This window comes from Halomonas sp. KO116, assembly GCF_000734975.2.
Taxonomy (GTDB): domain Bacteria; phylum Pseudomonadota; class Gammaproteobacteria; order Pseudomonadales; family Halomonadaceae; genus Vreelandella; species Vreelandella glaciei.
This window is the reverse complement of the sequence record NZ_CP011052.1, coordinates 2,755,754-2,781,756: the sequence shown is the minus strand read 5'-3', so window position 1 is coordinate 2,781,756 and position 26,003 is coordinate 2,755,754. Positions and strand designations below refer to the sequence as shown.

23 protein-coding genes are annotated in these 26,003 nt (G+C 54.7%); 18 read left to right on the top strand and 5 right to left on the bottom strand.

Annotated elements, in window-relative coordinates:
- Nucleotides 1–37: 37 nt before the first annotated feature.
- The 3 genes from KO116_RS12845 (at nt 38) to KO116_RS12835 (ending at nt 3,098) form a co-directional block, all read left to right on the top strand.
- Nucleotides 38–1,069 (top strand): MucB/RseB C-terminal domain-containing protein, encoded by a 1,032-nt coding sequence (locus KO116_RS12845; RefSeq protein WP_082072588.1) that lies wholly within the window; start codon nt 38–40, stop codon nt 1,067–1,069.
- Between the two features lie 31 nt (nt 1,070–1,100).
- The gene (locus KO116_RS12840) at nt 1,101–1,553 is read left to right on the top strand and encodes a SoxR reducing system RseC family protein (protein WP_035566133.1); all 453 of its coding nucleotides are present in this window, start codon (nt 1,101–1,103) and stop codon (nt 1,551–1,553) included.
- Between the two features lie 120 nt (nt 1,554–1,673).
- Nucleotides 1,674–3,098 (top strand): DegQ family serine endoprotease, encoded by a 1,425-nt coding sequence (locus tag KO116_RS12835; protein WP_035566131.1) that lies wholly within the window; start codon nt 1,674–1,676, stop codon nt 3,096–3,098.
- Nucleotides 3,099–3,242: 144 nt separating this feature from the next.
- Here KO116_RS12835 and KO116_RS12830 read toward each other — a convergent pair whose 3' ends face one another.
- Nucleotides 3,243–3,743 carry an MgtC/SapB family protein gene (locus KO116_RS12830; RefSeq protein WP_035566129.1) on the bottom strand — a complete coding sequence of 167 codons (501 nt, stop codon included), beginning with the start codon at nt 3,741–3,743 and terminating at the stop codon, nt 3,243–3,245.
- A 284-nt stretch (nt 3,744–4,027) separates the two neighbouring features.
- Here KO116_RS12830 and lepA point away from each other — a divergent pair, with 284 nt between their 5' ends.
- The 7 genes from lepA (at nt 4,028) to acpS (ending at nt 10,353) form a co-directional block, all read left to right on the top strand.
- The gene (gene lepA, locus KO116_RS12825; protein ID WP_035566127.1) at nt 4,028–5,842 is read left to right on the top strand and encodes a translation elongation factor 4; all 1,815 of its coding nucleotides are present in this window, start codon (nt 4,028–4,030) and stop codon (nt 5,840–5,842) included.
- Nucleotides 5,843–5,857: 15 nt separating this feature from the next.
- On the top strand, nt 5,858–6,661 hold the full coding sequence (gene lepB / locus KO116_RS12820; RefSeq protein ID WP_008956764.1) for a signal peptidase I: 804 nt from the start codon (nt 5,858–5,860) through the stop codon (nt 6,659–6,661).
- 67 nt (nt 6,662–6,728) lie between these two features.
- Nucleotides 6,729–7,421 (top strand): ribonuclease III, encoded by a 693-nt coding sequence (gene rnc, locus KO116_RS12815; protein ID WP_035566125.1) that lies wholly within the window; start codon nt 6,729–6,731, stop codon nt 7,419–7,421.
- Nucleotides 7,418–8,317 (top strand): GTPase Era, encoded by a 900-nt coding sequence (gene era / locus KO116_RS12810; protein ID WP_008956762.1) that lies wholly within the window; start codon nt 7,418–7,420, stop codon nt 8,315–8,317. The genes rnc and era overlap by 4 nt, the downstream gene beginning before the upstream one ends.
- Nucleotides 8,318–8,325: 8 nt before the next feature.
- The gene (recO, locus tag KO116_RS12805) at nt 8,326–9,021 is read left to right on the top strand and encodes a DNA repair protein RecO (protein ID WP_035566121.1); all 696 of its coding nucleotides are present in this window, start codon (nt 8,326–8,328) and stop codon (nt 9,019–9,021) included.
- A gap of 52 nt (nt 9,022–9,073) precedes the next feature.
- Complete coding sequence (gene pdxJ / locus KO116_RS12800; RefSeq protein WP_035566118.1) at nt 9,074–9,910, top strand: pyridoxine 5'-phosphate synthase; 837 nt, start codon at nt 9,074–9,076, stop codon at nt 9,908–9,910.
- Between the two features lie 62 nt (nt 9,911–9,972).
- Nucleotides 9,973–10,353 carry a holo-ACP synthase gene (gene acpS / locus KO116_RS12795; protein ID WP_008956759.1) on the top strand — a complete coding sequence of 127 codons (381 nt, stop codon included), beginning with the start codon at nt 9,973–9,975 and terminating at the stop codon, nt 10,351–10,353.
- Between the two features lie 62 nt (nt 10,354–10,415).
- Here acpS and KO116_RS12790 read toward each other — a convergent pair whose 3' ends face one another.
- A complete protein-coding gene (locus tag KO116_RS12790; RefSeq protein WP_035566116.1) occupies nt 10,416–13,148 on the bottom strand; it encodes an ATP-binding protein in 2,733 nt (910 codons plus the stop codon).
- 91 nt (nt 13,149–13,239) lie between these two features.
- Between KO116_RS12790 and cysM the strand changes: the two genes are divergently transcribed.
- From cysM to KO116_RS12750, 8 genes are all read left to right on the top strand, one after another.
- Nucleotides 13,240–14,148 (top strand): cysteine synthase CysM, encoded by a 909-nt coding sequence (cysM, locus tag KO116_RS12785; protein WP_035566113.1) that lies wholly within the window; start codon nt 13,240–13,242, stop codon nt 14,146–14,148.
- Nucleotides 14,149–14,150: 2 nt separating this feature from the next.
- On the top strand, nt 14,151–15,554 hold the full coding sequence (rlmD, locus tag KO116_RS12780) for a 23S rRNA (uracil(1939)-C(5))-methyltransferase RlmD (RefSeq protein ID WP_035566108.1): 1,404 nt from the start codon (nt 14,151–14,153) through the stop codon (nt 15,552–15,554).
- A gap of 93 nt (nt 15,555–15,647) precedes the next feature.
- Nucleotides 15,648–17,924, top strand: a complete 2,277-nt coding sequence (gene relA / locus KO116_RS12775; RefSeq protein WP_035566106.1) for a GTP diphosphokinase — start codon at nt 15,648–15,650, stop codon at nt 17,922–17,924.
- The gene (mazG, locus tag KO116_RS12770) at nt 17,924–18,778 is read left to right on the top strand and encodes a nucleoside triphosphate pyrophosphohydrolase (RefSeq protein ID WP_035566104.1); all 855 of its coding nucleotides are present in this window, start codon (nt 17,924–17,926) and stop codon (nt 18,776–18,778) included. Before relA ends, mazG begins: the two co-directional genes overlap by 1 nt.
- A 38-nt stretch (nt 18,779–18,816) precedes the next feature.
- The gene (ppc, locus tag KO116_RS12765) at nt 18,817–21,465 is read left to right on the top strand and encodes a phosphoenolpyruvate carboxylase (protein WP_035566101.1); all 2,649 of its coding nucleotides are present in this window, start codon (nt 18,817–18,819) and stop codon (nt 21,463–21,465) included.
- An 80-nt stretch (nt 21,466–21,545) separates the two neighbouring features.
- Nucleotides 21,546–22,091, top strand: coding sequence for a DUF924 family protein (locus tag KO116_RS12760; protein WP_035566098.1), 546 nt, complete (start codon nt 21,546–21,548; stop codon nt 22,089–22,091).
- A gap of 36 nt (nt 22,092–22,127) precedes the next feature.
- Nucleotides 22,128–23,171, top strand: coding sequence for a 23S rRNA pseudouridine(2604) synthase RluF (gene rluF / locus KO116_RS12755; protein WP_035566096.1), 1,044 nt, complete (start codon nt 22,128–22,130; stop codon nt 23,169–23,171).
- 26 nt (nt 23,172–23,197) lie between these two features.
- Complete coding sequence (locus KO116_RS12750) at nt 23,198–23,473, top strand: DUF1294 domain-containing protein (RefSeq protein WP_035566093.1); 276 nt, start codon at nt 23,198–23,200, stop codon at nt 23,471–23,473.
- Nucleotides 23,474–23,491: 18 nt separating this feature from the next.
- Here the strand turns inward: KO116_RS12750 and KO116_RS12745 are convergent, their stop codons facing one another.
- Genes KO116_RS12745 through KO116_RS12735 form a run of 3 tightly spaced genes read right to left on the bottom strand, consistent with a single transcriptional unit; the run spans nt 23,492 to nt 25,880 of the window.
- On the bottom strand, nt 23,492–24,172 hold the full coding sequence (locus KO116_RS12745; protein WP_035566090.1) for an anthranilate synthase component II: 681 nt from the start codon (nt 24,170–24,172) through the stop codon (nt 23,492–23,494).
- Nucleotides 24,169–25,587 carry an anthranilate synthase component I family protein gene (locus KO116_RS12740; protein ID WP_035566087.1) on the bottom strand — a complete coding sequence of 473 codons (1,419 nt, stop codon included), beginning with the start codon at nt 25,585–25,587 and terminating at the stop codon, nt 24,169–24,171. Before KO116_RS12740 ends, KO116_RS12745 begins: the two co-directional genes overlap by 4 nt.
- A complete protein-coding gene (locus tag KO116_RS12735; protein WP_008956747.1) occupies nt 25,584–25,880 on the bottom strand; it encodes a Trp family transcriptional regulator in 297 nt (98 codons plus the stop codon). Before KO116_RS12735 ends, KO116_RS12740 begins: the two co-directional genes overlap by 4 nt.
- Nucleotides 25,881–26,003 lie beyond the last annotated feature (123 nt).

Sequence of the window (26,003 nt, the reverse complement as noted above, 5' to 3'; positions counted from 1 at the left end):
TTCATAGCGCCTATTAGGTGAGCGGGGAGTGCGCGAGATGGAAGTGCGCAATATGATGGTTGCCCTGCGGACTAAGCGAGCATGGGGGCTAGCAGCTGTAGCTTGTATGCTCTCTTTTGATGTCTATGCAGATAGCATAAATAAACAATCAGAAAGCCACGCTGGTTATGAATGTGCAGTGGCTTCGCTGCAGGCGCCTAGCAGCGCAACACAGTGGCTTGAGCGTGGTTTGTGGGCCAGCCACTGTTATGCCTTCCAAGCAAGGGCCGTCGCTATTGATCCAATCGGGGTGCGCACTCTTGCGCTTTCACACCGAATTCAAGACGGTATCCGACAGCAGGTAGTTCAGTATTTAGATGGTCCTTCTGTCAGTATCGAGCGACGCTCGCCAGTCGGGCGATTAGCCTGGACAGAAGAGGACAGCACTGGTGAGCTGCCTTCGCCAGCGCGGTGGGCCGCCCACCTCGAGCAGTTCTATTCCGTTGAGCTTGAAGATAACGCGCGTGTTGCTGGTCGTGAAGCGGTTAAACTAATGTTTGAGCCTCGCGATCAATGGCGTTTTTCCCATGAGTGGTGGCTAGATCAAGACACCGGCCTATTGCTAAAGCATGTGCTCATTGATCAGCAGGGTCGAATCATTGAAACTTTTCAAATCACTCAGCTTCAATCCCCTCAAAAGTATACTGGGATCGTTAGGGTAGATGATTCTAAGGTCGTGTTGGGTACTCCCTGGCAAGTTACCTGGTTGCCCGAAGGGTTTGTTACACAACCGATTAATTTTACCGGCAATGATCGGCGTCAACGAGTCTATAGCGACGGTTTAGCGACGGTAAGTATCTTTGTGGAGCCTCTTTCCTCTGATGCTACTACCGCTTTAAAAGAAGGCGTCCAGCAACTGGGTGTTTCTGCTGTCGCCATTGAGCATACAATGAGCGCTGAAGGCCGTTGGCAAATGGTGGCTATTGGTGAGCTGCCTGTAGTAACACTCCAACGGATCGTCCGTTCCATCAACTTTGACTCGCTTCAATCTCAGGCCAGTAGTGATAGCCAAGATGAGGGCAAACCTTAGTGTTTTCGTTTTACGCCTGTCGAGAAATGAAATGATGGCCCCTACTGCATGCTCCTCTCTATTGCGCACTGGCACCGTTGTAGGGTTTAAGCCCCAGCATCTTATTGTAGAAATGTCTGCCCGAGGGAACTGTGAGCAGTGTGCACAGGGAAGAGGTTGCGGTTTGGGGTTGTTAGCACGTCGGCGCAACCAGCACATTGCTATAGCAATTCCTGAGTCAGCCCGAGATATTGAGCAGCGCTATCCGTTAGGGGATTTGGTCACCATAAGCTTGCCAAGTGCGTCCGTCACGTTGCTCGCTTTTTTTGTTTATGGGCTGCCTTTACTGTTAGCGCTGTTGCTATCCGGCTTAGTCTCGCGTGTTAGTGCCTCAATTTGGCTGCCGCCACTGATCTTTTTTATCGCCTTGGTAGGCGGTGCGTTAAGTATTAACTACCTAATGCGTGGACGAGGGGAACGCTTTCGTCCTCGCTTGGTCAATTAGAAGGTTAATTTAGTTCTCCGGCACTTTTTTATAAACTGTTTCTATTAACTGTTTCTATGAACGTTGCTGTGAGTTATTGATCTGCCTTCGATTACTATCACCTTAAGTAGGAGCTCTTGCATGAAGCGCTTGATTCTCCCCTCCACCCTCTGGGTATGCGTGGTGGCGTTGCTAACCTTTGGCCAAGCGGCCAGCGCTCAGGGTTTGCCTGATTTTACCGAGCTGGTAGAGGATGCCGCCCCTGGGGTGGTCAATATTTCTACCAGTAGAACGGTTCAGCGTAGCAGCGTCCCGGGTTTTGAAGGGTTCGGCGGTCAGGAAATCCCGGAAATTTTCCGCCATTTCTTTGGTGATAACTTTGGCGATAGCTTCCCCGCGCCGCCTAGCAATGGACAAGGACGTAGTGAGGAGCGTCAATCCTTAGGTTCTGGATTCGTTATTAGTGAAGATGGCTACGTGATGACTAACGCACACGTTGTTCAAGACGCTGATGAGATTCTCGTGCGGCTCAATGATCGACGTGAGTTGAGTGCCCAAGTGATTGGCAGTGACCCACAAACCGATGTGGCACTCCTTAAAATAGAGGCCAATGACCTACCAACACTGACGCTGGGCGATTCTGACGAACTCAAAGTTGGCGAATGGGTAGCTGCGATTGGCTCGCCTTTCGGTTTTGATCACTCCGTCACGGCGGGTATCGTCAGTGCAATCAATCGTACCTTGCCGCGTGATGCGTATGTTCCCTTTATTCAAACGGATGTGGCGATCAACCCCGGTAACTCCGGTGGTCCGCTGTTTAATCTTGAGGGCGAAGTGGTCGGCATCAACTCACAAATCTTTACTCGTAGCGGCGGTTTCATGGGTGTCTCATTCGCGATCCCCATCAACGTAGCCATGGATGTGGCCGAGCAACTTCGTGAAGATGGCCGAGTTAATCGCGGCTGGTTAGGTGTCATGATCCAGCCGGTCTCCGAAGATTTGGCTGAGTCGTTTGGCATGGAGAGTGCGATTGGTGCGCTGATTGCTGACCTTGATCCCGAAGGCCCCGCCGCGCAGGGTGGCCTCCAGGCTGGTGATGTCATTCTTGAAGTCAATGGTGAAGAGGTTGAGCGCTCAAGCTCACTGCCGCGTCTAATTGGCAAAGGTGCGCCCGGTACCGAGGTAGAGCTTACCTTGATGCGTGATGGTGAACAGCTGACCGAATCAGTAGAGCTGGGCAGTTGGCCGGACGCCGAGCAGCAAACTGCTCAAGCCACTAGCAACAACCAAACACGTCTTGGCGTAATGGTGGCTGAAATTGATGATGCTATGCGTGAGCAGCTGAATATCTCAGGTGGCGTGGTAGTTCGCCAAGTTGAGTCAGATAGCGTGGCAGCTAAAGCGGGGATTCGGCCTGGGGATGTACTGGTAAGTATCGATCATCGCAGCGTCTCTTCTTCAGAGGAGTTAGTGAGCATTGTCGAAGAGTTGCCCACTGATCGTGCCATTCCGTTGCGCCTGTTCCGCGAGGGTCGTTCGCTGTTTGTAGCGCTTCGCCTAGAATAATCCGTCTGTTGTTACCCATAGTCCGGCGGTTCTCGCCGGACTATGGCTGCTAACCTGCCTCACTCGATAATTAAGCTCGCTAGACTGTATTTCCGTTGACCTCTATTTCTCCCCGACCACTTTATTGCCCCTTGCCTCTTTTGATCACTCCTCGTTCCTTTTTCTACGTTCTTTATTATTACCTTTTTTATCAACAAGGTTCTCTATCATGTCGTGCTCGAAACGGCCTAACAACACCATGATGATTAATCCCAAAATGGTGACCATAACGGCTAATGGGAAATTATTGATGCCCGCGGCGACGCCGACAGCACCAGCCAGCCAAATCGAGGCGCCAGTGGTAATCCCTTCAATGTGGGCGCCACTGCGGATGATACTGCCAGCACCCAAAAAACCTATGCCACCAATCACGCCCTCAACAACACGATTAGGATCAATACTTGCCGCGTGATCCCCTTCACCCGTGGCAAACAGCACGCTCATGCCAACAATGATGAACGCAGACGAGCCAAGTGACACCAGCATATGAGAACGAAGCCCCGCGGGTTTGCCACGAAGCTCCCGTTCCAAGCCAAGACACAGGGCCAGGCCAGAGGCAACAAGCAGGCGGGCTAGCATATCCAGGATGGAGATTTCGGTTTCCATGGCATTCCTTTTTAAAGCTCATCCAATAAAAAACCTAGTATAGGAACAAGCCAACACTATGAAATAGGTAAAGCTGGCTTGCCTTTATGCCTGCACAAGGGTTGATAAGGAGTACGTGTAGAACATTAGCAAGGTGTTTAGGTAGCGGTTATTTTTGGCATTTTTTGATGAACATAGCACCGGAACCCCGCTAACGGTACAATGACACCAAATTTCGACTGCGCATTTCAAGGTACTTTTTTTAATCGTACTCGATTGCCTACATACCCGGATTAAATTGGCAAATGACCCAAGAAAACGATAGTAAAATCAAGCATATACGAAATTTCTCTATCATCGCACATATTGATCATGGTAAGTCGACGCTCTCTGATCGTTTGATTCAGACCTGTGAAGGATTAACGGAACGTGAGCTTAAAGAGCAAGTGCTCGATTCCATGGACATTGAGCGCGAGCGTGGTATTACCATCAAGGCGCAGTCGGTGACGCTGGATTATACGGCTGCCGATGGCCAGGTTTACCAGCTCAACTTTATCGATACGCCGGGGCACGTTGATTTCTCTTACGAAGTGTCGCGTTCGCTCTACGCCTGCGAAGGTGCACTGCTGGTGGTAGATGCAGCGCAAGGCGTGGAAGCCCAGTCGGTGGCCAACTGCTATACCGCGATTGAACAAGGCCTGGAAGTCCTGCCGGTGCTTAACAAAATCGATTTGCCGCAGGCTGATTGTGACAAGGTTTCTCAGGAAATCGAGGAGATCATCGGGCTTGATGCGACCGATGCCTGCCGGGTGTCGGCTAAAAGCGGTATTGGCATCGATGCCCTGCTTGAACGCTTGGTGCGTGATATTCCGCCACCCAAAGGCGATCCCGATGCACCCCTACAAGCGCTCATTATCGACTCCTGGTTTGATAACTATCTCGGCGTAGTCTCACTGGTGCGTCTATTTGATGGAACGCTGCGCAAAGGCGATAAGATCCGTATTAAATCGACGGGCCGCGATTGGGGCACGACGGAAGTAGGTATTTTTACCCCGCAGCGTAAACAGACTAATATCCTGCGTGCCGGTGAAGTTGGTTTTATTGTCGCGGGCATCAAGGAGATTCACGGGGCACCGGTGGGCGATACGATTACCCATACTAAAACCCCTGACGTCGCGCGCTTACCTGGTTTCCAAAAAGTGAAGCCACAGGTTTATGCCGGTATGTTCCCGGTCAGCGCGGATGATTACGAAGATTTCCGCGATGCGCTAGAAAAACTGGCCCTTAATGATGCCTCGCTTGAATATGTGCCAGAGAACTCCGATGCTCTTGGCTTCGGTTTCCGGGTGGGCTTTCTTGGCACGCTACACATGGAGATTGTTCAAGAGCGCCTGGAGCGTGAGTATAATATTGATCTGCTCACCACGGCGCCAACGGTTGTTTATGAACTAGCGATGAAAAATGGCGACGTTAACTACGTCTCCAACCCCTCCAAGCTGCCCGATATGGCCGACGTAGATGAAATGCGCGAGCCAGTTGTCCGCGCCAGCATCCTGGTTCCCCAGGAGTATGTGGGCAACGTGATTACCGAGTGTGAACAGCGCCGGGGTACACAGCGGGATATGCAGTTCTTAGGCAACCAGATTCAATTGGCCTACGAACTGCCGATGTCAGAAGTGGTCATGGACTTCTTTGATCGCCTGAAATCTATTTCGAAAGGGTATGCATCGCTTGAGTACAACTTCGAACGCTTTGAAGAAGCCAAGTTGGTACGTTTAGACGTACTCATTAACGGTGATAAAGTCGATGCATTAGCCGTCATTATTCACCGTGACCATGCCCATCATCGCGGTCGTTTGCTAGTGGAAAAAATGAAAGAGCTTATACCGCGGCAAATGTTTGATGTGGCCATCCAGGCCGCTATCGGTGGCCAGGTAGTCGCTCGCTCGACGGTCAAGGCACTACGCAAAAACGTGACCGCCAAGTGTTACGGTGGCGATGTCAGCCGTAAGAAGAAACTGCTCGAGAAACAGAAAGCGGGTAAGAAACGCATGAAACAAGTGGGGCGTGTGGAAATTCCCCAGGATGCCTTCCTTGCTGTGCTCAAGGTAAACGACTAGGAAAGAACACCACCCATGGATTTTTCATTACTTTTGGTACTTGCCGTTGCGCTTTCGGGCGTTGTTTACCTGTTGGACGTGCTGGTATTAAAACCCAAGCGCCGCCAACGTTTCGCCACAGCAGAGGCCAATACCAAGGAAGGGCTTGATCCTGCTACCAGTGAAAAACTGCTTAAAGAACCCTGGCCGGTCGACTACGCACGTTCATTTTTTCCGGTGCTATTGGTTGTGCTGGTGGTGCGTAGTTTTGTCATTGAGCCCTTCCAAATTCCCTCGGGTTCGATGCGACCAACACTCGAAGTGGGCGACTTTATTCTGGTCAACAAATTTGCTTACGGACTACGGTTACCCGTGGTGAATACGCGCTTTATCGAAGTAGATGATCCCGAGCGTGGCGACGTGATGGTGTTTCGTTTCCCAGGTGAACCGTCGGTGAATTTCATCAAGCGGGTGGTCGGTATGCCAGGGGATCGTATTCGCTATGAAGGTAAGCAGCTCTTTATCAACGGGGAGGCGGTGGCTAAAGAGTTGATTGAAGAGGGCCCCGAAGGTTCTCCCCAGCAGCTATTATTAGCTGAACGACTTGGCGACGCTGAGCACTTTATTTATAACAACCCACGAGACCCAGGCCCGCAGATGCGTGAAGTAGAAGTGCCGGAAGGGCACTATTTCATGATGGGTGATAACCGAGACCACTCCAACGACAGCCGCTATTGGGGCTTTGTGCCGGAAGAGAATATTGTTGGCCGTGCGTTTGGAGTCTGGATGCATTGGGATGGCGGGTTGCCGAGTTTTACCAGCGTGCGGCGTATTGAATGAAGCACCTGCTTAGATTGTGGTTAGTCAGTTATGTCCCTTTAGTTAACGTCAATGACGTAGGAGAGCTGTGAGTAATTCCCTGAACGCTTTTTGCCGACGAATCGGCCATACCTTTGGCGACGATACGCTATTGGAATTGGCCTTGACCCACCGAAGCTTCGGTGGTCGTAACAATGAGCGCCTGGAATTCCTGGGTGACTCCATTGTCAATTTCGTGATCGCCGAGGCGCTGTTTCAACGCTTCCCCCAGGCTCGTGAAGGTCAGCTCTCACGCCTGCGTGCGCGGTTGGTGAAAGGCCAAACGCTGGCGGAGCTTGCCCGGGAAATGGAGTTCGGTGAGTGCTTGCGGCTAGGCTCTGGTGAGATGAAAAGCGGTGGACATCGCCGTGAATCGATCCTGGCGGATGCGGTTGAAGCCATCATTGGTGCTATCTATCTGGATGCCGGTATGGATGTGGTGCGTGACCGTGTATTGGATTGGTATGCAGAGCGATTGGAAAATATCTCGTTGCAAGATACCCAAAAGGACCCCAAAACGCGGTTGCAGGAGTTTTTGCAGTCGCGTCAAGCCGCCTTGCCGCGCTATGAAGTTGTCTGCGTGAAGGGCGAGGCGCATGCCCAGACCTTTACCGTGGAGTGCTACATTGACCTGCTGGTTGAGCATACCACTGGTAAAGGTCCTAGCCGCCGTCATGCTGAACAGCAAGCAGCAGAAGAAGCACTGTCGTACCTCGAAAAAAGCCCTGGAGAAAAATCATGAGCCAAACCTGCGGATTCGTTGCCATCGTCGGCCGACCCAACGTGGGCAAATCGACCCTCATGAACCGTATTTTGGGGCAGAAAATATCGATTACCTCACGGCGCCCACAAACCACGCGCCACAAGGTAATGGGTATTAAAACGGAGAATGAGACCCAGTTCATCTACGTCGATACGCCGGGCATGCACATCATGTCCAAGGACCGTAATAAGGCGATCAACCGCTTTATGAACCAGGCGGCTACCCAGGCACTGCGTGACGTAGATTGTGTGGTGTTTATTATCGACCGCACTCGCTGGACCGAAGAAGACCAAGCGGTATTGAAGCGTCTGGAACACGTCAAAGCGCCGGTTATTTTGGCGGTCAATAAAGTCGACCGTCTCGGCGAGAAAGGTGATCTTTTACCGTGGTTGGCTGAGGTGGGTGCTCGACGCGACTTCGCCGCCATCGTGCCAATTTCAGCTAAACATGGCACCCAGGTGGATACCTTGGAAGAGGAGGTGGCCAAGCATCTCCCTGAAAGCGTTCACTTCTTCCCTGAAGACCAGATTACCGATAAAAGTCTGCGCTTTATGGCCGCTGAACTGGTACGTGAAAAAGTAATGCGCCAGTTGGGTGATGAGTTGCCTTACCAGATGACCGTTGAGATTGAAGAGTTCCGCGAGACCGAGCGTGTGACACATATCAGCGCACTCATCCTGGTTGAGCGGCAGGGTCAAAAAGTTATTTTGATTGGCGAAAACGGCGATCGACTCAAGAGTATTGGTCGTGAAGCACGCCTTGATATGGAGCGCGCGCTGGGCACCAAAGTCATGCTGAATCTCTGGGTGAAAGTGAAGCGTGGCTGGTCGGATGACGAGCGCGCCTTGAAAAGCCTGGGTTACGACCTCGATTGAGTGTAGCGATGGCGCCTGAGCCGGCTTTCTTACTTCATCGCCGGCCTTACCGTGAAACCAGTGCGCTGGTAGATCTACTAACCCTTGACCACGGCAGAGTGCGTGCTGTAGCCCATGGTGGGCAACGGCCCGGATCAAAATCGCGACAACGTTTGCAGCCTTTTACACCGCTATTCGTGACGTGGCAGGGCAGCCGTGATTTAAAGCGGCTGACGCTGATGGAATCACGCGGCCAAACGGCATTATTAGCGGGTGAAGGCTTGCTATGTGGGCTTTACGCCAATGAGATCGCCACCCGACTATTGCCGCTAGAGTTGCCAGCCCCTGATGTGTTCGCCTTTTATACGGCGCTGCTGGAAGCATTGCCAGCGCCCGCTGAGAGGGCGTTGGCGTTGCGCCGTTATGAGTGGGCGCTATTGGAAGCGCTGGAAGCAACGCCGCAGTTTACAACACCGGAGGGTAGCGTTTTGGATCCCCAGCTGCGCTATCGTTTTGATGCAGCGACGCGCGCTTTTTCCCCGGCCGAACGCGGTTTAGATGGCCGCACGCTGCGCTATATTGAACAGGGTGACTGGCAGCATGATGGGCTCGCTAACGCTTTGAAGGCGGTGATGCGTGCCGCACTGGCACCGCACCTGGGTTCCACCGTCTTACGCTCGCGGGAATTAATGCTCGATTTAGCGCGCCGCCGCCATCGTCCCTAATGGTTGAATTTCTTACTCACAATCTCTTTCTTATCGCTGCGCTGGAGGCATTATGCACCCCCCTCGGATACTGTTAGGCGTCAATATTGACCACATTGCGACACTTCGCCAGGCTCGAGGTACCCGCTACCCTGACCCTGTTCAAGCCGCGCTAGTGGCTGAAGAGGCGGGGGCTGATGGTATTACGGTGCATTTGCGTGAGGACCGTCGTCATATTCAGCCTCGGGATATACGCATTCTGGCTGAAGTGCTTAATACCCGCATGAATCTGGAAATGGCGGTTACCGAAGAGATGCTGGCGCTGGCTGAAGAAGTGCGCCCAGCCCACGTTTGTTTGGTACCTGAGAAGCGTGAAGAACTGACTACTGAAGGTGGCCTGGATGTGGTCGGCGGCTTTGAATCCATTGCCAGTGCCTGCCAGCGGCTGAGCGCAGCGGGCTGCGACGTCTCTTTGTTTATCGACCCTGACGTAGCGCAAATTGACGCTGCCCAGCGCGCTGGAGCTCCTACCATCGAGCTGCACACGGGCGCTTATGCTGAAGCTCGGCCAGGCAGCGAAGCGGCAAATGCGGAGTATCACCGCTTAACAGCTGCCGCCACGCATGCTGTTTCACTAGGATTGGTGGTCAATGCTGGTCACGGCTTGCACTACCATAACGTTGAAGCTATTGCGGCATTGCCAGGCGTCAACGAGCTTAATATTGGTCATGCCATTATTGCCCGTGCGCTGTTTGTTGGCCTGAAAGAGGCCGTGCAAGAAATGAAACGCTTGACTATCGCAGGCCAAGAGGCGGGATTAATGGCAGCTCTCGATGCCCACGATCATGAGCACGACCATGAACATGAACATACAGAAGATCATGTGCATCACGGTTGCTGCGGGCATTGATCAGAGATTGACTCTCCAGAGATTGGCTATTCAGGAGTCCCTACTAAGAGGTTTTTTAGGCGATGATTGTGGGTATTGGCTCCGATATAGCGCGTATAGAGCGCTTTACGCGGGCCGTGCAGCGGCACGGCCCGCGCTTTGCGCAGCGAATTTTAGGGCCTGAAGAGCATACGCTTTGGCTGCAGAAATCCCAGCCTGCCGCTTTCCTCGCCAAACGTTTTGCTGCCAAGGAGGCGTTTGTTAAAGCGCTAGGGCTTGGCCTGCGCCACGGAATGCAGTGGTGTGATATCCAGGTGCTTAATGATGCCTTGGGTAAGCCTTACTTCGTGCTTGACGGTAAAGCAGAGCGGCTACTCCAGGCGGCAGGCGTCACGGCGAGTCATATCACCTTGAGTGACGAAGCCGAGTACGCGGTTGCTTTTGTGGTGTTGGAACGCTCATAGCCAGCCAAGACCGGGCGAAGCTTTTGTCTTTGGTTTTTGGTCTTTAGGCATTATTTATTGGCTTAGGGCCTGAGTAAAAACGGGCGGTGTGCTCTTAGTCGTGCCATTGCCTGATATAGGTCCTCCAGTAGCTCTTCTACATGGTCTAAGCCGCTGGTCCGCAGCCGTGTTTCCAGCGTCTCTACCAGCAATGCCAGCTCCGGTGCGCCGCAGTAACGGCTGGCGCCATTCAAGCCGTGGACCCAATCGAGCAGCATCGGCAAATTTTGTTGCGCAAAAGCGCTACGCATGTGTTGTTCACTTTCGTCCAAGCTGTCGATCAAACGTTTTAGCTGCTCCCGTGCGAGGTACTCTTTACCGCCTGCTAGGCGTGCGCCTATCTCAAGATCCACAACGAGTAGTTTGGCGGGCGTCGTGTGGCTAAATGACTTAATAGCGGTTTTGCTACTGCTCGTTGAAGGAGGCGTTGCATTACTGTCGGCTAGCCGATGAGTAACCCCCAAAAAGCGATGAAGCAGTTGATGTAATTGTGCCTCATCAATGGGTTTTATCAGGACGTCATCAAGGCCTTCGGCGAGCCACTTTTGGCGTTCACTGCTGAGGACATGAGCGGTGACCGCTATAATGGGGCAGCGAGCCCAAGTGCTGCTAAGCCTGCGCAACGCTTGGGTGGTTTGTACACCATCCATGCCAGGCATGCGGATATCCATCAGCACCATGTCCACATTGCTGGTTCGCGCAAACTCTAGTGCTTGGTGGCCACTTTCTAATGCCGTGATATGCAGGGCGGGATCTTCAAGCATATTTTTGAGCAACTCACGGTTCGGCGCATTGTCATCCACAATCAGCAACTTGACCGGTTGAGTCGACGCTGGCAGAGCAGCTAACGGCTCAGGCTTGTCATAGGAAACAAGCACCGGTAGCAGTAATTGCTTAAGCGATGCCACCAATTGAGCGCGTGAAAAGGGTTTGTAAAGCGTTTCACCGCCCTGGGGTAATCGCAAAGGGGGCAGGTCAAGACTGTTGCCGTTGGCTAAAATCAATACAGGGCAAGGCGTTTGATCAATGACTTTTTGCCAGTAGCGGTGGCGTTCGGGCGTATAATCACTGTGTTCCAACCCCAATATAAGCAGTTGTGCCGGTTCAGAGGCATCAAACGCAATCGGTTGCGCTTCCCAGCGTTGCAGCAAATGCTCCAACACATGTCGGGTAGGCGCATGGGTTTCATAGAGGCAAATAGTGGGGTTGGCTAGGCTAATCTCCGCCGGCCGTTCGATTGCTTTGTGAGCCAGTAGGGGCAGTGTAAAGGAGAAAGTGGTGCCTTGGCCCAGTACACTCTCCAGCTCAATCTCGCCGCCCATGCGCTCAATAAGCTGGCGGCAGATAGTAAGCCCCAGGCCACTGCCGCCAAACTGGCGTGAATGGCTGGGTTCAGCTTGGGAAAAGGCGCTAAATAAGGCCTTCTGATGGGCATCGCTAAGACCAATCCCGGTGTCACTAACGCTGAGGTTAAGCACGACATGCTGGCCTTCCTGGTTATCCAGCATGACACGCACAATCACGTCACCTTCATGAGTGAACTTGAGCGCATTACCAATCAAGTTATTTAACACTTGATGAATACGCAACGGATCACCGCTCAGCGGTGTAGGGACATCGTCATACACCATCGCCACTAAGTGTAACTGCTTGCGCTGGGCTTCAGGCGCGTGAAGCCCAATCACTTCATCAACCAGCGCGACGATATCGATATCCGTTTCTTCAAGAGTAAGGCGATTGGCCTCAAGCTTGGAAAAGTCGAGCACGTCGTTAACCAACATAAGCAGGTTGTCGCAAGCGCGATGGACGTGCTGCAACCATTCCTGCTGGCGCGTATCCAGCGATGAACGGCCCAGCAGCCGACAAAACCCAATAATGCCGTTGAGTGGGGTGCGAATCTCATGGCTCATGTTGGCTAAGAATTCGGATTTCACCGCATTCGCCCGCAAAGCGCTGCGGTGTGCCAAATCGAGCTTTATATTCTGCTCCTCAATGGTTTCCATGGATTCTTGCAGTTCGCTGGTGGCCTGCTCAATTTGCGTTTGCATATCCCGCTGGGCCTGCTGAAAGTGTTCAGCGAGGGTATTAATGTGGCTAGTCAGGTGGTTAAGTTCCGCCGCATTAGAAGGCATCAGATGTAGCCGATAGTCACCGCGGGATAGGCGATAAAGCGCTTGGTTAGCTTCTTCGATAGGGCGGGTGGCATAGCGACTGATGGCGAAGGCGATTAAAAACATCAGCAGGCCCAGCAACATACCGCCTAAGCTAAGACTAGCGATCAATTTATAACGCCCCAGGGTGAGCGCTCGGGTGTCCATCTCGATAACCAGCCAGCCTGCGCTATCACTGACCGCACTGGCTGGACTTGTATTAGGCTGGGTAACCTCTAACGGTAAGCGCAGTCGCCAAGCCTCTTCTTCCATGAGCAGTTGGCTGTTAGCGGGCGCTTCCAGAGTGGGTCGTGCAGCGTTGCCCAGTAATAAAAGACGATCGCCTTGCGCATCAAAGAGCGCTACCGCCCGTAATCCTCTCATGGTGAGAAGTTGGCGGGCCAGGGCCTCAAGGCGTTGAGAATCACCCTGTGCGACTGCGTCAGCAACACTGGGTGACAACAGCTCGCCAGCATTTTCCAAGCGTTCTTGCTGTGCCGCCCGAGCTTCCGTACCACTCTGTATGACCAGCAGTACGGCCATTATGGCGTACACCAGGAGCGGGAAACCGAGTAGGGCAAACAGAAGACGGGTGTTCAATGACATGAAAAGAAGCTCGCTGATTCAATGAGGTTGCCTGTCCAGGTCAAGACAGCACCGATATAATGCAGCATAACGGTTACGATAAGGAATTTTCATGAACGATCTTAAGGGCTATCCCACGTTAGAGGATGTGGTTGGCAACACGCCATTAGTGCGCATGACGCGCATTAGCGCCGGTCGCAACAATACGCTGCTGGCTAAGCTTGAAGGCAATAACCCGGCGGGTTCGGTCAAGGATCGTCCCGCACTCTCCATGATCAGCGAGGCGGAAGCCCGTGGTGATATTACCCCCGGTGATACGCTGATTGAGGCAACGTCAGGTAATACCGGCATTGCACTGGCCATGGCGGCGGCGATCAAAGGCTACAAAATGGTACTCGTGATGCCGGAAAACGCCTCGGAAGAGCGTAAGCAGGCGATGGCAGCCTATGGGGCCAAACTCATTTCTGCCAGTAAAGCCGGCGGCATGGAGGAAGCTCGGGATATAGCGGATGACATGATCGCCAGTGGAGAGGGAAAACCGCTCAATCAGTTCGCCAACCCAGACAACCCGTTGGCGCACTATCGCACCACCGGCCCTGAAGTATGGCAACAAACCGGTGGCGAAGTGACTCACTTTGTAAGCTCAATGGGCACCACGGGCACTATCATGGGCGTGTCACGCTATTTAAAAGAGCAAAACCCGGCTATCCAAATTGTCGGTTTGCAGCCCGCCGATGGCGCCAGCATTCCTGGTATTCGCCGCTGGCCAAAAGAGTACCTCCCCGCCATCTTTGAAGCGCCCCGGGTGGATGTCACACTTGATATCGGCCAACAAGAAGCCGAAGAGCATATGCGTCGTCTAGCCCGTGAAGAGGGCATTCTGGCTGGAGTTTCATCAGGTGGTAGTTTGGCAGGCGCGCTGCGCATTGCCGAGCAAACAGAAAATGCGGTGATTGTGTTTATTGTCTGTGACCGCGGTGACCGCTATCTCTCTACTGGCCTATTTGCCCCAGGAGTATAACCATGGCCATGTTGGGAAAAAGGCGGCCGTCTAGGCCCGCGTCAGGTCATTCTGGGCTTGCTGGCACGCCAGGCGGCAAAACGCGTCATACGGCTACCGATGGTGATACGTCGCCCTTGGTGATTGAGCGCTTAGCGCACGATGGCCGTGGCGTCGCCCACTCAGCCAACGGTAAAACCGTGTTTGTTGATCAGGCGTTGCCCGGTGAACAGGTAGAGGTGGCGATTCATCTGACGCGCAAACGTTTTGATGAAGCGCATGTTAAATCACTGCTAACGTCCTCTGATCAGCGTGTTACGCCCCCATGCCCGCATTTTGGCCACTGTGGCGGCTGCGATTTACAACATTTAAATATTGATGCCCAGCGCGTTCACAAGCGTGAGGTGGTGCGCGACCTGTTTGCGCGTCAAGGCATCACGCTAGGCGAGATTGGCTCGATTCAGGGCGATGACCAGGGCTATCGGCGTCGTGCACGGCTAGGCGTCAAGGTAGATAGCCAGGGCAACACGCGCCTTGGCTTTCGTGCTGCCCATAGCCATCGCTTAGTCGACATCGAGCGCTGTCCGGTATTGGTTGACTCTTTGCAGCAGTTGTTAACACCACTACGCGAGTTGCTCCAACGCTTAGATGCGCCGCGCCATGTGGGTCACATAGAATTGCTGGCAACGGCGACCACCCAAGTAGTACTGGTTCGTCAACTCAAAGAGCACCTTCAGGATGCCGAGCGCTGGCAAGCCTATGCCCAGCACCGTCAGGTGGCTTTAGGCACCTGGTTGGGTCGTGAAACACCCACGCTGCACTGGCATGGCGCACCCCCGGTGCTGGAGGAGTCGCTAATACTCAACGACCAGCCATCGCTAAAACTGAGTTTTGCCCCAGGCGATTTTTTACAGGTCAACGCCCAGGTTAATCAGCAAATGGTTGCCCAAGTGATGCAATGGTTGGTGCCCAAGCCAGGGCAAAAACTGCTCGATCTGTTTGCAGGTATCGGGAATTTCAGCCTGCCCATCGCCGCGGCGGGTGCTGAAGTGCACGCGGTGGAAGGCAACCCTGCCATGGTGGCGCGGATTGCGATAAATGCTAAACACAACGCGCTGATGGTCAGCGGCCAACAGGCCGATTTGAACGACCCCGCCAGCGTTAAAGAGCTGCTATCTGCTCATCGCGATAGTGATGCACTCGTACTTGATCCGCCGCGTAGCGGTGGGGAAGCAATTTGTCAGGCGCTGGCGCGCCACCCGGTGCCCAGAGTGGTCTATATTTCTTGTGACCCCGCAACGCTTGCCCGGGATGCGGCACATCTTGTGCATGCGGGTTACCGGGTTAAGCAAGTAGCAGTGGCAGATATGTTCCTTCACACTGCGCATATGGAAACACTAATGTTGTTTGAAACTAATGTTGTTTGAAACTGATGCTGTGTGAAGCTGATGCAGCTAAATGCGTCAAGCCACGGTGACAGCCGTGTGGAGATCGTCCCCCAGAATGGATGAGTGATAGTCATGGTAAAAGTGCGTGAAGACCAGCCGCTAACCGCTAGCGGAAAGGTGGATATACAACAATGGTTAACGCGCCTGCAAGAAGATGTGCGCCTACGTGATCCCGAGCGTTTAGTCGAGGCCTGTGAGCTTGCTGAAACGTTAGAGCTAGAAGCTCCTCGCACGCATCGTGTATGGCTTTCGCCGGGGTCCAGCTTCCGCATGGGCCTGGAAATGGCCGATATCCTTGGCGATTTGAAGCTGGATCAGGCTACGCTGGAAGCCGCCGTTCTCTACCGTGCGGTGCGGGAAGGTCTACTGAGCCTTGAAGCGGTGACAAAACGCTTTGGAGAAGAAGTTGCTAGCCTGATCGATGGCGTGCTGCAAATGGCCGCTATCAGCTACCCACTGGCGCCTGACCACGGCATGGGCCAACACAATCAGCAGGAAAACCTGCGCAAGATGCTGGTTAATATGGTCGGCGATGTGCGCGTGGCGCTGATAAAAATTGCTGAGCGCACCTGCGCACTACGCCAGGTAAAAGACGCTCCCCGGGAAAAAAGTTTACAGGTGGCTCGGGAAGTCGCCGATATTTACGCGCCGCTGGCCCACCGCCTGGGCATCGGTCAGCTTAAGTGGGAGCTGGAAGACCTCTCGTTTCGTTACTTGCATGAAGATGAGTACAAAGCGATTGCCAAGCTGTTGGCGGAGAAGCGCCTTGACCGCGACCGCTATATTCACGATGTGGTGGAAACCATCAAGGGCTTGATGGAAGCCCAACATATTCACCGCTACGACGTGGATGGGCGGGCCAAGCATATCTACTCGATCTGGCGCAAAATGAAGCGCAAACGGATCGATTTTTCGCAAGTTCATGACGTGCGTGCGGTGCGCATTCTGGTGCCGGAAGTGTCGGACTGCTACACCGTACTGGGGATTATTCACTCGCGTTGGCACCACGTGCCCAACGAGTTTGACGACTATATCGCCAACCCCAAAAAGAACGGCTATCAGTCGCTGCATACCGCCGTCATGGGGCCGGAGAACAAGGTACTCGAAATCCAGATTCGCACCTTCGCCATGCACGACGAAGCGGAGCTGGGCGTGTGTGCCCACTGGCGTTACAAAGGCCACGATACCAACGCCAAAAGCCGTAGCTACGAAGAGAAAATTGCCTGGCTGCGTCAGGTACTGGAGTGGCAGGACGAAGTGGGCGGCTTTGGCGATCTGCGCGAAGGACTCTCCAGCGACGTGGCCCCTGACCGCATATACGTCTTCACTCCTGACGGTCACGTGATTGATCTGCCGCGGATTGCCACGCCTATCGATTTTGCCTATCGAGTGCATACCGAAATTGGCCACCGCTGCCGAGGTGCTAAGATCAATGGGCGCATTGTGCCGCTCACTTATAAACTCAAAACCGGTCAGCAGATCGAGATACTGACGGCCACCAAAGGCGGGCCTAGCCGCGACTGGTTAAATCCCAGTTTGGGCTATGTGCGTACCTCCCGGGCTCGGGCCAAAATCCAGGCGTGGTTCAAGCACCAGGCACGGGGTCAAAACCTGGATGAAGGGCGCGCGCTGTTTGACCGCGAAATGCGCCGCCTGGATGTCGAAGGGCTCGACCTGCCCAAGCTGGCCAAGGCGGTTAACTACCTCAATGCTGACGATATGTACGCCGCCATTGGTGCCGGTGATCTGCGTATTGGCCAAGTGTTGCATCAGGCCCAACAGCTGTTCGGCGAGACCGACGATCAGGAGCAGCTTAATCGCCTGCTTGCCAAGCCTCAGCGGCAATCCAGCAAAGCCACCAAAAGTGATATCACCGTGCTCGGCGTCGGCAACCTGAAAACCAGCATGGCGAACTGCTGTCGGCCAGTGCCTGGCGAACCGATCATCGGCTTTATCACCCAGGGGCGTGGCGTCACTGTGCATCGCCAGGATTGTAGCAATATTCTGCAATTGCGCCTGGACGAACCCCAGCGCATTATCGAGGTAGAGTGGGGCGAACGCGCCCAGACCCGCTATCCGGTGACCATTGAGATTCAAGCCTGGGATCGCTCTGGGCTACTGCGCGATGTGACAGGGCTGCTCGGCAATGAAAAAGTCAACGTACTCGCCGTGAACACATTAACCGATACCGACGAGGGCATTGCCCGTCTGCGCATTACCTTGGAAGTCGACGGCCTGGAATCCCTGGGGCGTCTGTTCTCCCGTATCCAGCAGTTGCCAAACGTTACCGAAGTGCGCCGTTTGCGCAATGCAGACCCGGAAAAGCAAACGCGTAAGGGAGGGGAATGATGCGCCATGGTATGGACGACCTGCTGACCCTGATGCAAGTGCTGCGTGACGCCGAGCAGGGCTGCCCATGGGACTTACAGCAGGACTGGGACAGCATTGTGCCCCATACGCTGGAAGAGGCCTACGAGGTCGCCGACGCCATTGAGCGACGCGCTTTTGACGAGCTACCCGGTGAGCTAGGCGATCTGCTTTTTCAGGTGGTTTACTACGCCCAGTTCGGGGCGGAGGAGCAGCGCTTCGACTTTGCTGATATCGTCGATACCCTGACCGCCAAGATGTTGCGTCGACATCCCCACGTATTTCCGGAGGGCACCCTGGCTTCTCGGCGCCCGCCAGGAGTGAGCGCCGCAGAGGTGCAAACTCAGCAGGTCAACAGCCGCTGGGAATCACTCAAAGCTGCAGAACGTGACACAAGGGCACGCGCCGAAAGGGCTGATGCCACGCCCTCTGTGCTGGACGATGTACCGCGCACGCTGCCCGCCCTTAGCCGCGCTGCCAAGCTGTCCAAGCGCGCCGCGCGGGTAGGCTTTGACTGGCCTGATGCCCGCGGTGTGGTGGCGAAAATTCGTGAAGAATTGGCGGAAGTGGAAGAGGCGCTCGCCGCGGGTGATCAACAGCATGCTCAGGAAGAAGTGGGCGATTTGCTGTTTGCAGTGACCAACCTTGCCCGCACGCTGAATGCCGACCCTGAACAGTGCCTGCGCGCTACCAATGCCAAGTTCGAACGCCGTTTTCGTTTTGTTGAGCGTGAGCTTAGCGCTGCCCAGCGGCCATTAACAGAGGCTTCCCTAGACGAGATGGAAGCCCACTGGCAGGCAGCCAAAGCAGAAGAAAAACAATCTACCCATTCCTGATCTAATAATGATGCGACCCCTGCAAGGAGGCCATGCCAATGAGTCACGACCTACACGAATCTCTGCGCGATAACGTACGTATTCTGGGCGACAGCCTGGGGCGAACCATTGCCGACGATTTGGGCCAGGCATTTGTCGATAAAATTGAAACCATTCGCGCCCATGCCAAACGCGGGCGGCAGGGCGACTCGCTGCAGCAGCGTGAATTGATCGAGTACCTGCGTGAGCTGCCCGAGCGGGATCTGCTACCGGTCACCCGTGCGTTTAACCAGTTCTTAAACCTCGCGAACATTGCCGAACAGCACTATCGGGCGCGCTTTCGCCGGGTAGAGGACTACAAGCCCGGCTCCCAGCCGGTACTGGGGGAGCTGCTTGCGCGTGCCGAACAGGCCGGCAACTCACCGCGCAAATTGGTCGAGACCCTTGCCAACATGCGCGTTGAGCTGGTACTAACCGCTCACCCCACCGAAGTTATCCGGCGTACGCTGATTCAAAAATATGACGCCATTGATGAGTGCTTAACCGCTATTGAGAGCTCCGAGGATTATCCGGAGCGTGGCACTCGTGCCCAGGGGCGCCTGGAAGAGCTGATTAGCCAGGCGTGGCATACCGACGAGATCCGCCACGAGCGGCCCACCCCGGTGGATGAAGCCAAGTGGGGCTTTGCGGTCATTGAAAACTCGCTATGGCAGGCGGTGCCAGATTTCCATCGGGATTTGGATAATCTGCTGTTGGATACCGCCGGTGAGCGGTTGCCCCTGGATGCCGCGCCCATCCGCTATGCTTCCTGGATGGGCGGTGACCGCGATGGCAATCCCAATGTGACCGCCCGGGTCACCCGCGAGGTATTGCTACTGGGCCGCTGGATGGCCGCCGACCTTTACCTGCGCGATCTTGAGCAGTTGAAGACCGAGCTCTCCATGTGGAAGGCCAACAGTGCGCTTAAAGCCGAGGCGGGCGATGTGGCCGAACCGTATCGCGAAGTGCTAAAGCGCCTGCTGACAAGAATGGAGTCAACCCGGGATTGGGCCAAGGCCGAGCTTGAGGGGCGTAACTATGACGGCGGGCCGATTATTGAAACCCGTGATCAGCTCTATTCACCGCTGCTCGGCTGCTACCGCTCACTGTGCGATGTTGGTCTCGATACTATCGCTAACGGGGCGCTGCTGGATACCTTGCGCCGGGTCGCCGTATTCGGCGTTACGCTGACCAAACTCGATTTGCGCCAGGAGGCCAGCCGCCACGCACAGGTAATTGAAGAGCTTACCAGCACGCTGGGACTTGGTCACTACCGCGAATGGGACGAAGCCCAGCGCCAGGAGTTTCTGCTCGCCGAACTGGCCTCACGTCGCCCGCTGATCCCACGCCGCTGGGAGTGCTCCGCCGAGTCCCGTGAAGTACTGGATACCTTCAAAGTCATCGCCCAGGAGCATTCAGAAGCGCTGGGAACTTACATCATTTCCATGGCCGCTGAGCCCTCGGACGTGCTTACCGTAGCACTGCTAATGAAAGAGGTGGGAGGGCAGGTAACGCTACCTATCGCACCGCTGTTTGAAACCCTTAATGACCTGGATCACGCAGGCGATGTGGTGGATCAGCTGCTGGCGATACCGGGCTACCGTTCGCTGATCGATGACCGTCAGGAGGTCATGATTGGTTACTCGGATTCGGCAAAAGATGCCGGCCAGCTGGCCGCTGCCTGGGCGCAGTATCGCGCTCAGGAGTCGCTGGTCAATGTGTGTAACCGGCACGGCGTTGATTTAACCCTGTTCCACGGCCGTGGTGGCACTGTTGGTCGTGGTGGTGGCCCGGCCCATGCGGCGATTCTTTCCCAGCCTCCCGGCTCGGTGAACGGCAGCCTGCGAGTGACCGAGCAGGGCGAAATGATTCGCTTCAAGTTCGGCCAGCCCGATATTGCGCTACGTTCCATGGAGATTTATGCCTGCGCGGTACTGGAAGCCACGCTGTTGCCGCCTCGCGCGCCGGAACCGCATTGGCGTGAAGAGATGGATCAACTCGCCAAGGTAGCGCATGGTGCTTATGTCGGCGTGGTGCGGGAAGACCCCGATTTTGTCCCTTACTTCCGGGCGGTAACGCCGGAGGGCGCTTTAGGAAGGCTGCCGCTAGGCTCACGCCCCACCAAGCGACGCCAGGATGGCGGCGTAGAGACCTTGCGCGCCATTCCATGGATCTTTGCCTGGACGCAGATTCGCCTGATGCTGCCGGCCTGGCTGGGCAGTGGTGAAGCCTTCTCAACCCGCTTAGAGCAGCCCGGCGGCCGCGATGTGCTGCAAGAAATGCGCACTGAGTGGCCCTTCTTCGGCACTTATCTCGACATGCTTGAGATGTTGTTGGCCAAAGCCGACGTGGCCATTGCCGCCTACTACGAGCATCGCCTTGTCGATGAGCCATCGCTAAAGGCGCTGGGCAAAAAGCTACGTGAGCGTTTTGCGCGGCTTGAGGAGGCGGTGCTCGATATTCTCCAACAGGATAAGCTGCTGGAGAACACGCCGTTGATTCGCCAGGCGATCGATGTACGCAATCCGTACATCGACCCACTGCATGGCCTTCAAGCGGAACTGCTGCAGCGCAACCGCGATGCGGATGGGGCGATCAGCGCCGATCTGTCGCGCGCGTTAATGGTGACCATGGCGGGGATCGCAGCTGGACTACGCAATACTGGCTAGTTTTTTTATAACCGCAGTTTTTACCACGACGTTTTATAGGAAGTTTTATTAGAACGTCCTATCACGACAAAGAGGTGTCAATGTCTTCAGATGCTCAAGCGGTACTCGACTTTTGGTTTGACGCGTTGACGCCTGCTCAGTGGTTTAAAAAAGACCTTGAGATGGATCGCAAGATCCTGGCGCGTTTTGGCGAAGTGCATGCCCAGGCCGCCCGGTGTGAGTGCTACCCATGGCGGCAAACGGCTGAAGGGCGGCTGGCGGAAATCATTGTGCTGGATCAGTTCTCGCGCAATATCTACCGCGATGATGCCCGTGCCTTTGCCACCGACACCTTGGCGCTAGCGCTGGCTCAGGAGGCGGTGGCAGCGGGGGCAGACGCCGAGCTATCCAGCCAGCAGCGGGCATTTTTGTATATGCCCTATATGCATAGCGAGTCGACCGCCATTCATGAGGTGGCGATGCAACTGTTCGACCAGCCGGGGTTAGCGAATAACTACGATTTTGAAGTGCGCCACAAGGCTATCATCGATCGCTTCGGGCGTTACCCGCACCGTAATGCACTGTTGGGGCGGGGCTCTACCGACGAGGAGCTGGCTTTTCTAAAGCAGCCCGGCTCCTCTTTTTAACTTTTTTGTTCACTCCTTTTAGCCACATGGCGTTTTATGTCGTTACGAAAATCTACCCGTATCAATAAATACATTAGTGAAAGTGGAATGTGCTCTCGCCGTGAAGCAGATCGCTTTGTGGAACAGGGCAACGTGTGGATTAACGGCCGTCGTGCCACTACCGGCGACCAGGTGGTGGCGGGTGATCTGGTCAAGGTCAATGGCCAGGAGATCGAGCCACAGGAAGAGGAGGATCTGGTTCTTATTGCGCTGAACAAGCCGGTGGGCATCGTTAGCACCACCGAGTCCAGCGAAAAAGACAATATCGTTGAGTTTGTAAAACACGGCACGCGCGTTTTTCCCATCGGCCGGCTCGATAAAGACTCCCAAGGGCTGATTTTTTTAACCAATAACGGCGATTTGGTTAATAAGATTCTGCGCGCCAATAACAACCACGAAAAAGAGTATCAGGTGACGGTGAACAAGCCGATCACCGACGAGTTTGTCGAGGGCATGCAAGGCGGTGTGCCGATTCTTGGCAAGGTGACCAAGCGCTGCAAGGTGCAAAAAGAGTCCACCTGTGTATTCACCATTACCTTGGTTCAGGGGCTCAATCGGCAAATTCGCCGTATGTGCGAGTACTTCGGCTATGAAGTTACCCAGCTAATTCGCACGCGCATTATGAATGTGCCCCTTAAAGGCTTGGCCCTGGGGGATTGGCGCGATCTCACCCCTAAAGAGATCGACACCATTATCGCGCTGACCGAAAAATCAGAAGCCGTGCCGGAGAAGAAGAGTAAAGCTAAGCCGGAAAGGCCCAACTACAGCTCAGGCGCAGGAAAGGCAAAGCCGCCTTCCGCAAAAGGGCGACCGGCCAAAGCGGGCGCGAAGGCTGCTGGGCCTAAACCGTCTCCCAAAGGTAAAAAAGCCGCCAGCGGAAAAGTCAGTGGAAAAACAGGTGCCGGCCCGAAAGGCGGCGTGTCAGGTAAGCCGCAACCCAAGGGCAAAGCCCCCGGCAAGCCTGGTGCTAAAGGTAAGCCCGTTGGTAAAGGCCGCGGTAAGCCAGCGGTGGGCGGCAAACCTTCTCAGCGACGTAAGTAGCTCCTCCTTCTTCAAGAGTCCCCACTGTGATCCCAATCGTCGCTTTTTACGCTGTGGTTAGCATGCTCGCTTACATTACCTACGCCATCGACAAAAAGTCGGCTATCAATAACCGCCGTCGAGTGAGCGAGAAAACGTTACATCTGCTTGGGGTAGTGGGTGGCTGGCCGGGTGCGTTCCTGGCTCAACAGCGGCTGCAGCATAAAACCCAGAAAACCGTCTTCCAGGTTACGTTCTGGCTGACGGTTGTCGTGAATCTGGTTTGTGCGGGGTGGCTAACGGTTTCATTGAACCTCATTTAGCCACCCTATGCTGCGTGCCTACGCTCTGGCTTGATCGTTGGGCGCGAAAAGAAAGTTGGCTATCAACTCCTTACCGCCTTCGGTCGCGAACGATTCAGGGTGGAATTGAATGCCGTGAATCGGGTACTCCCGGTGCTTAACGCCCATTAGTTCGAATTCACCCATTGCCTGCCAGCGGCTGCGCTGTTCAAAGCTATCAGCTGCAAGTGCGCCCACGGTGGCGGTTACTTCCAGGCACTCGGGTAAAGTGGTCGCATCGGCAATCAGTGAGTGATAACGCATCACTTCAAGCTGGTCAGGCACGCCGTTAAACACCGAGCGATTGTCGTGATTGATCGGGCTAATCTTACCGTGCATAGGTAGCGGCGCTTTAACTACCTTGCCGCCGAACACATGCACGATGCCCTGCATGCCCAGGCAAACCCCCAGCAGCGGGGTGGTCTTACCCAGTTTCTCTATTACCTCGGCGCACACGCCAAAGTAGCGTGGGTCATCCGGCGAGCCGGGGCCGGGGGAAATAATGATGCGATCCGGCGCCAGCGCCTCAATGGCGTGGAAATCGATCTGGTCGTTGCGTTTAACGATGATCTCAAAATAAGGCAACCCGCCGCGATTCTTCTCAGTGGTTAAGATTTCACCAATAAACTGGTAAAGGTTATAGGTGAAGGAGTCGTAGTTATCGATGATCAGCACCTTCATGCGGGGCTCTCCATATCCGTGCTCATAAAAGGGGCCAGGGCCTTGCGAGTGCCAGCGAACTTGCGGCGAATCTCTTCGTACTCATCCTCGGCGTTGCTATCGAACACATTGCCGCCGCAGGTTTGCACGTAGGCGCGCTCGCCGTTCATAAACACGGTGCGAATGGGTATCGCAAAGGTGCAGTCGCCGTTAAACGAGAACTGGCCCACCGCACCGCCGTAGGGGCCGCGCCCGTCGGTTTCCAGATCATCGATAATCTTCATTGCCTCAATCTTGGGCGCGCCGGTGAGCGTGCCTGCCGGGAAGTTGCTCGCCAGGGCGGTGAACATGTCTTCGCCTTCGGCAATAATCCCGACAATTTCGCTGGAGATATGCTGAACGTGGCTAAAGCGCTTGATATCCATCAGGCTGCGCACTTTTACCGTGCCAAACTGGGCCACCCGGCCAATATCGTTGCGGTGCAGATCCACAATCATATTGTGCTCGGCGATCTCCTTGGGGTCGTTGAGCAGCGCCCGGGCGAGCTGGGTGTCTTCCTGGGGCGTTTGGCCGCGAAGGGTGGTACCCGCCAGCGGGAAGGTTTCCATCTCACCCTGGCGCAGGCGGAACAGCAGCTCCGGGCTTGCGCCGATCAGCTTCTGCTCGCCGAATTTGACGTAGTACATTTGGGGTGACGGATTGATGGTGCGCAGTTGGTCATAAAGGGCCAGGGTGTCGCCCTCAATCTGAAAGCGCTTTTTAAAGCCGACCTCGCACTGAAACACCTTGCCGTCGATGATGTCTTGCTTCACCTTGGCGACCGCCTCGGCGTGCTCAGCTTTGCTCATCGTGTCGCCCAGCGCGGTAATGTGCAGCGGGCCTGCGGGTTCTTCGTCGGCGTCTATCAGGGTTTGCAGGAAGTCGTAACGGCTATTGTCATAGTAGAAGTAGGTAACCTCCCCGGTCATCTTGTCGAGGATCAGACCATCCTTGTAGAGCCCAAAGCGGAAGGTATCGAAGTCGTCGCTGGCTTTTAGGGTCAGCGAGGGCTCGAAGTACTGCATCGCGTCGTAACCGAGGTAGCCGCTTAAGCCACCCGCGTACTTACGTGAAATAATATTTTGGGGGATCAGGCTACGCAGTAGTTCATAAGGGTTATCGCTTGGGTACTCGTTTGCATTGCCGTCACGGTCTTCGATAGTTAGCGTGTTGCCATTGGCATACAGCGTGTATTCGGGGTCGAAGCCGATGATCGAATGGCGTGCAATATGGCTATCTTCGCCAAGCGACTCCAGCATGTAGCAGGTATCAAACTGCCGCTCGATTTTTTGAAACAGGGCAAAGAAATCGCAGTCCGCCGCCAGCGTCACGTAGTGAGGTTTGCGTGGCAGCGTAAACGGCTGCGGGCTCGAGGCATGCGTATTGGCAATGGTCATGGTGCATCGTTCCGTGAAGAAGCTTGTGAAGAGGGTAGCGGTGTTGAAGCGTGCAAGGTGGACAACGCGCGCGAACCCCGGGAAACCGTGGCGATACCCACCCCTAGGGTTTCGGCAATTTTGCGGTGCGGCACCCCTTCGCGCAGCAGCTTAAAAATCTGTAGGCGTTTACTGATTTCTTGATACTCTGCGGGAGTCAGCAGGTCGGCCAGTGCTGCGTCCATTGCCTCGGGTGAGTCTATGGCGAGCAAGTGGCGAATAAGCTCAGCCTGGTAGTGATCGTTTGTCGTCATGTTGTAAAGGTAAGTTGTGAAACCATCGAAGAATGCCATCGGTTAATAAGTAATGTACTAGCGTACTAGTACGCTACATTATTGCTCAGGGAAGTCAAGCAGCTCGTTCTATTTTGAGGAAAC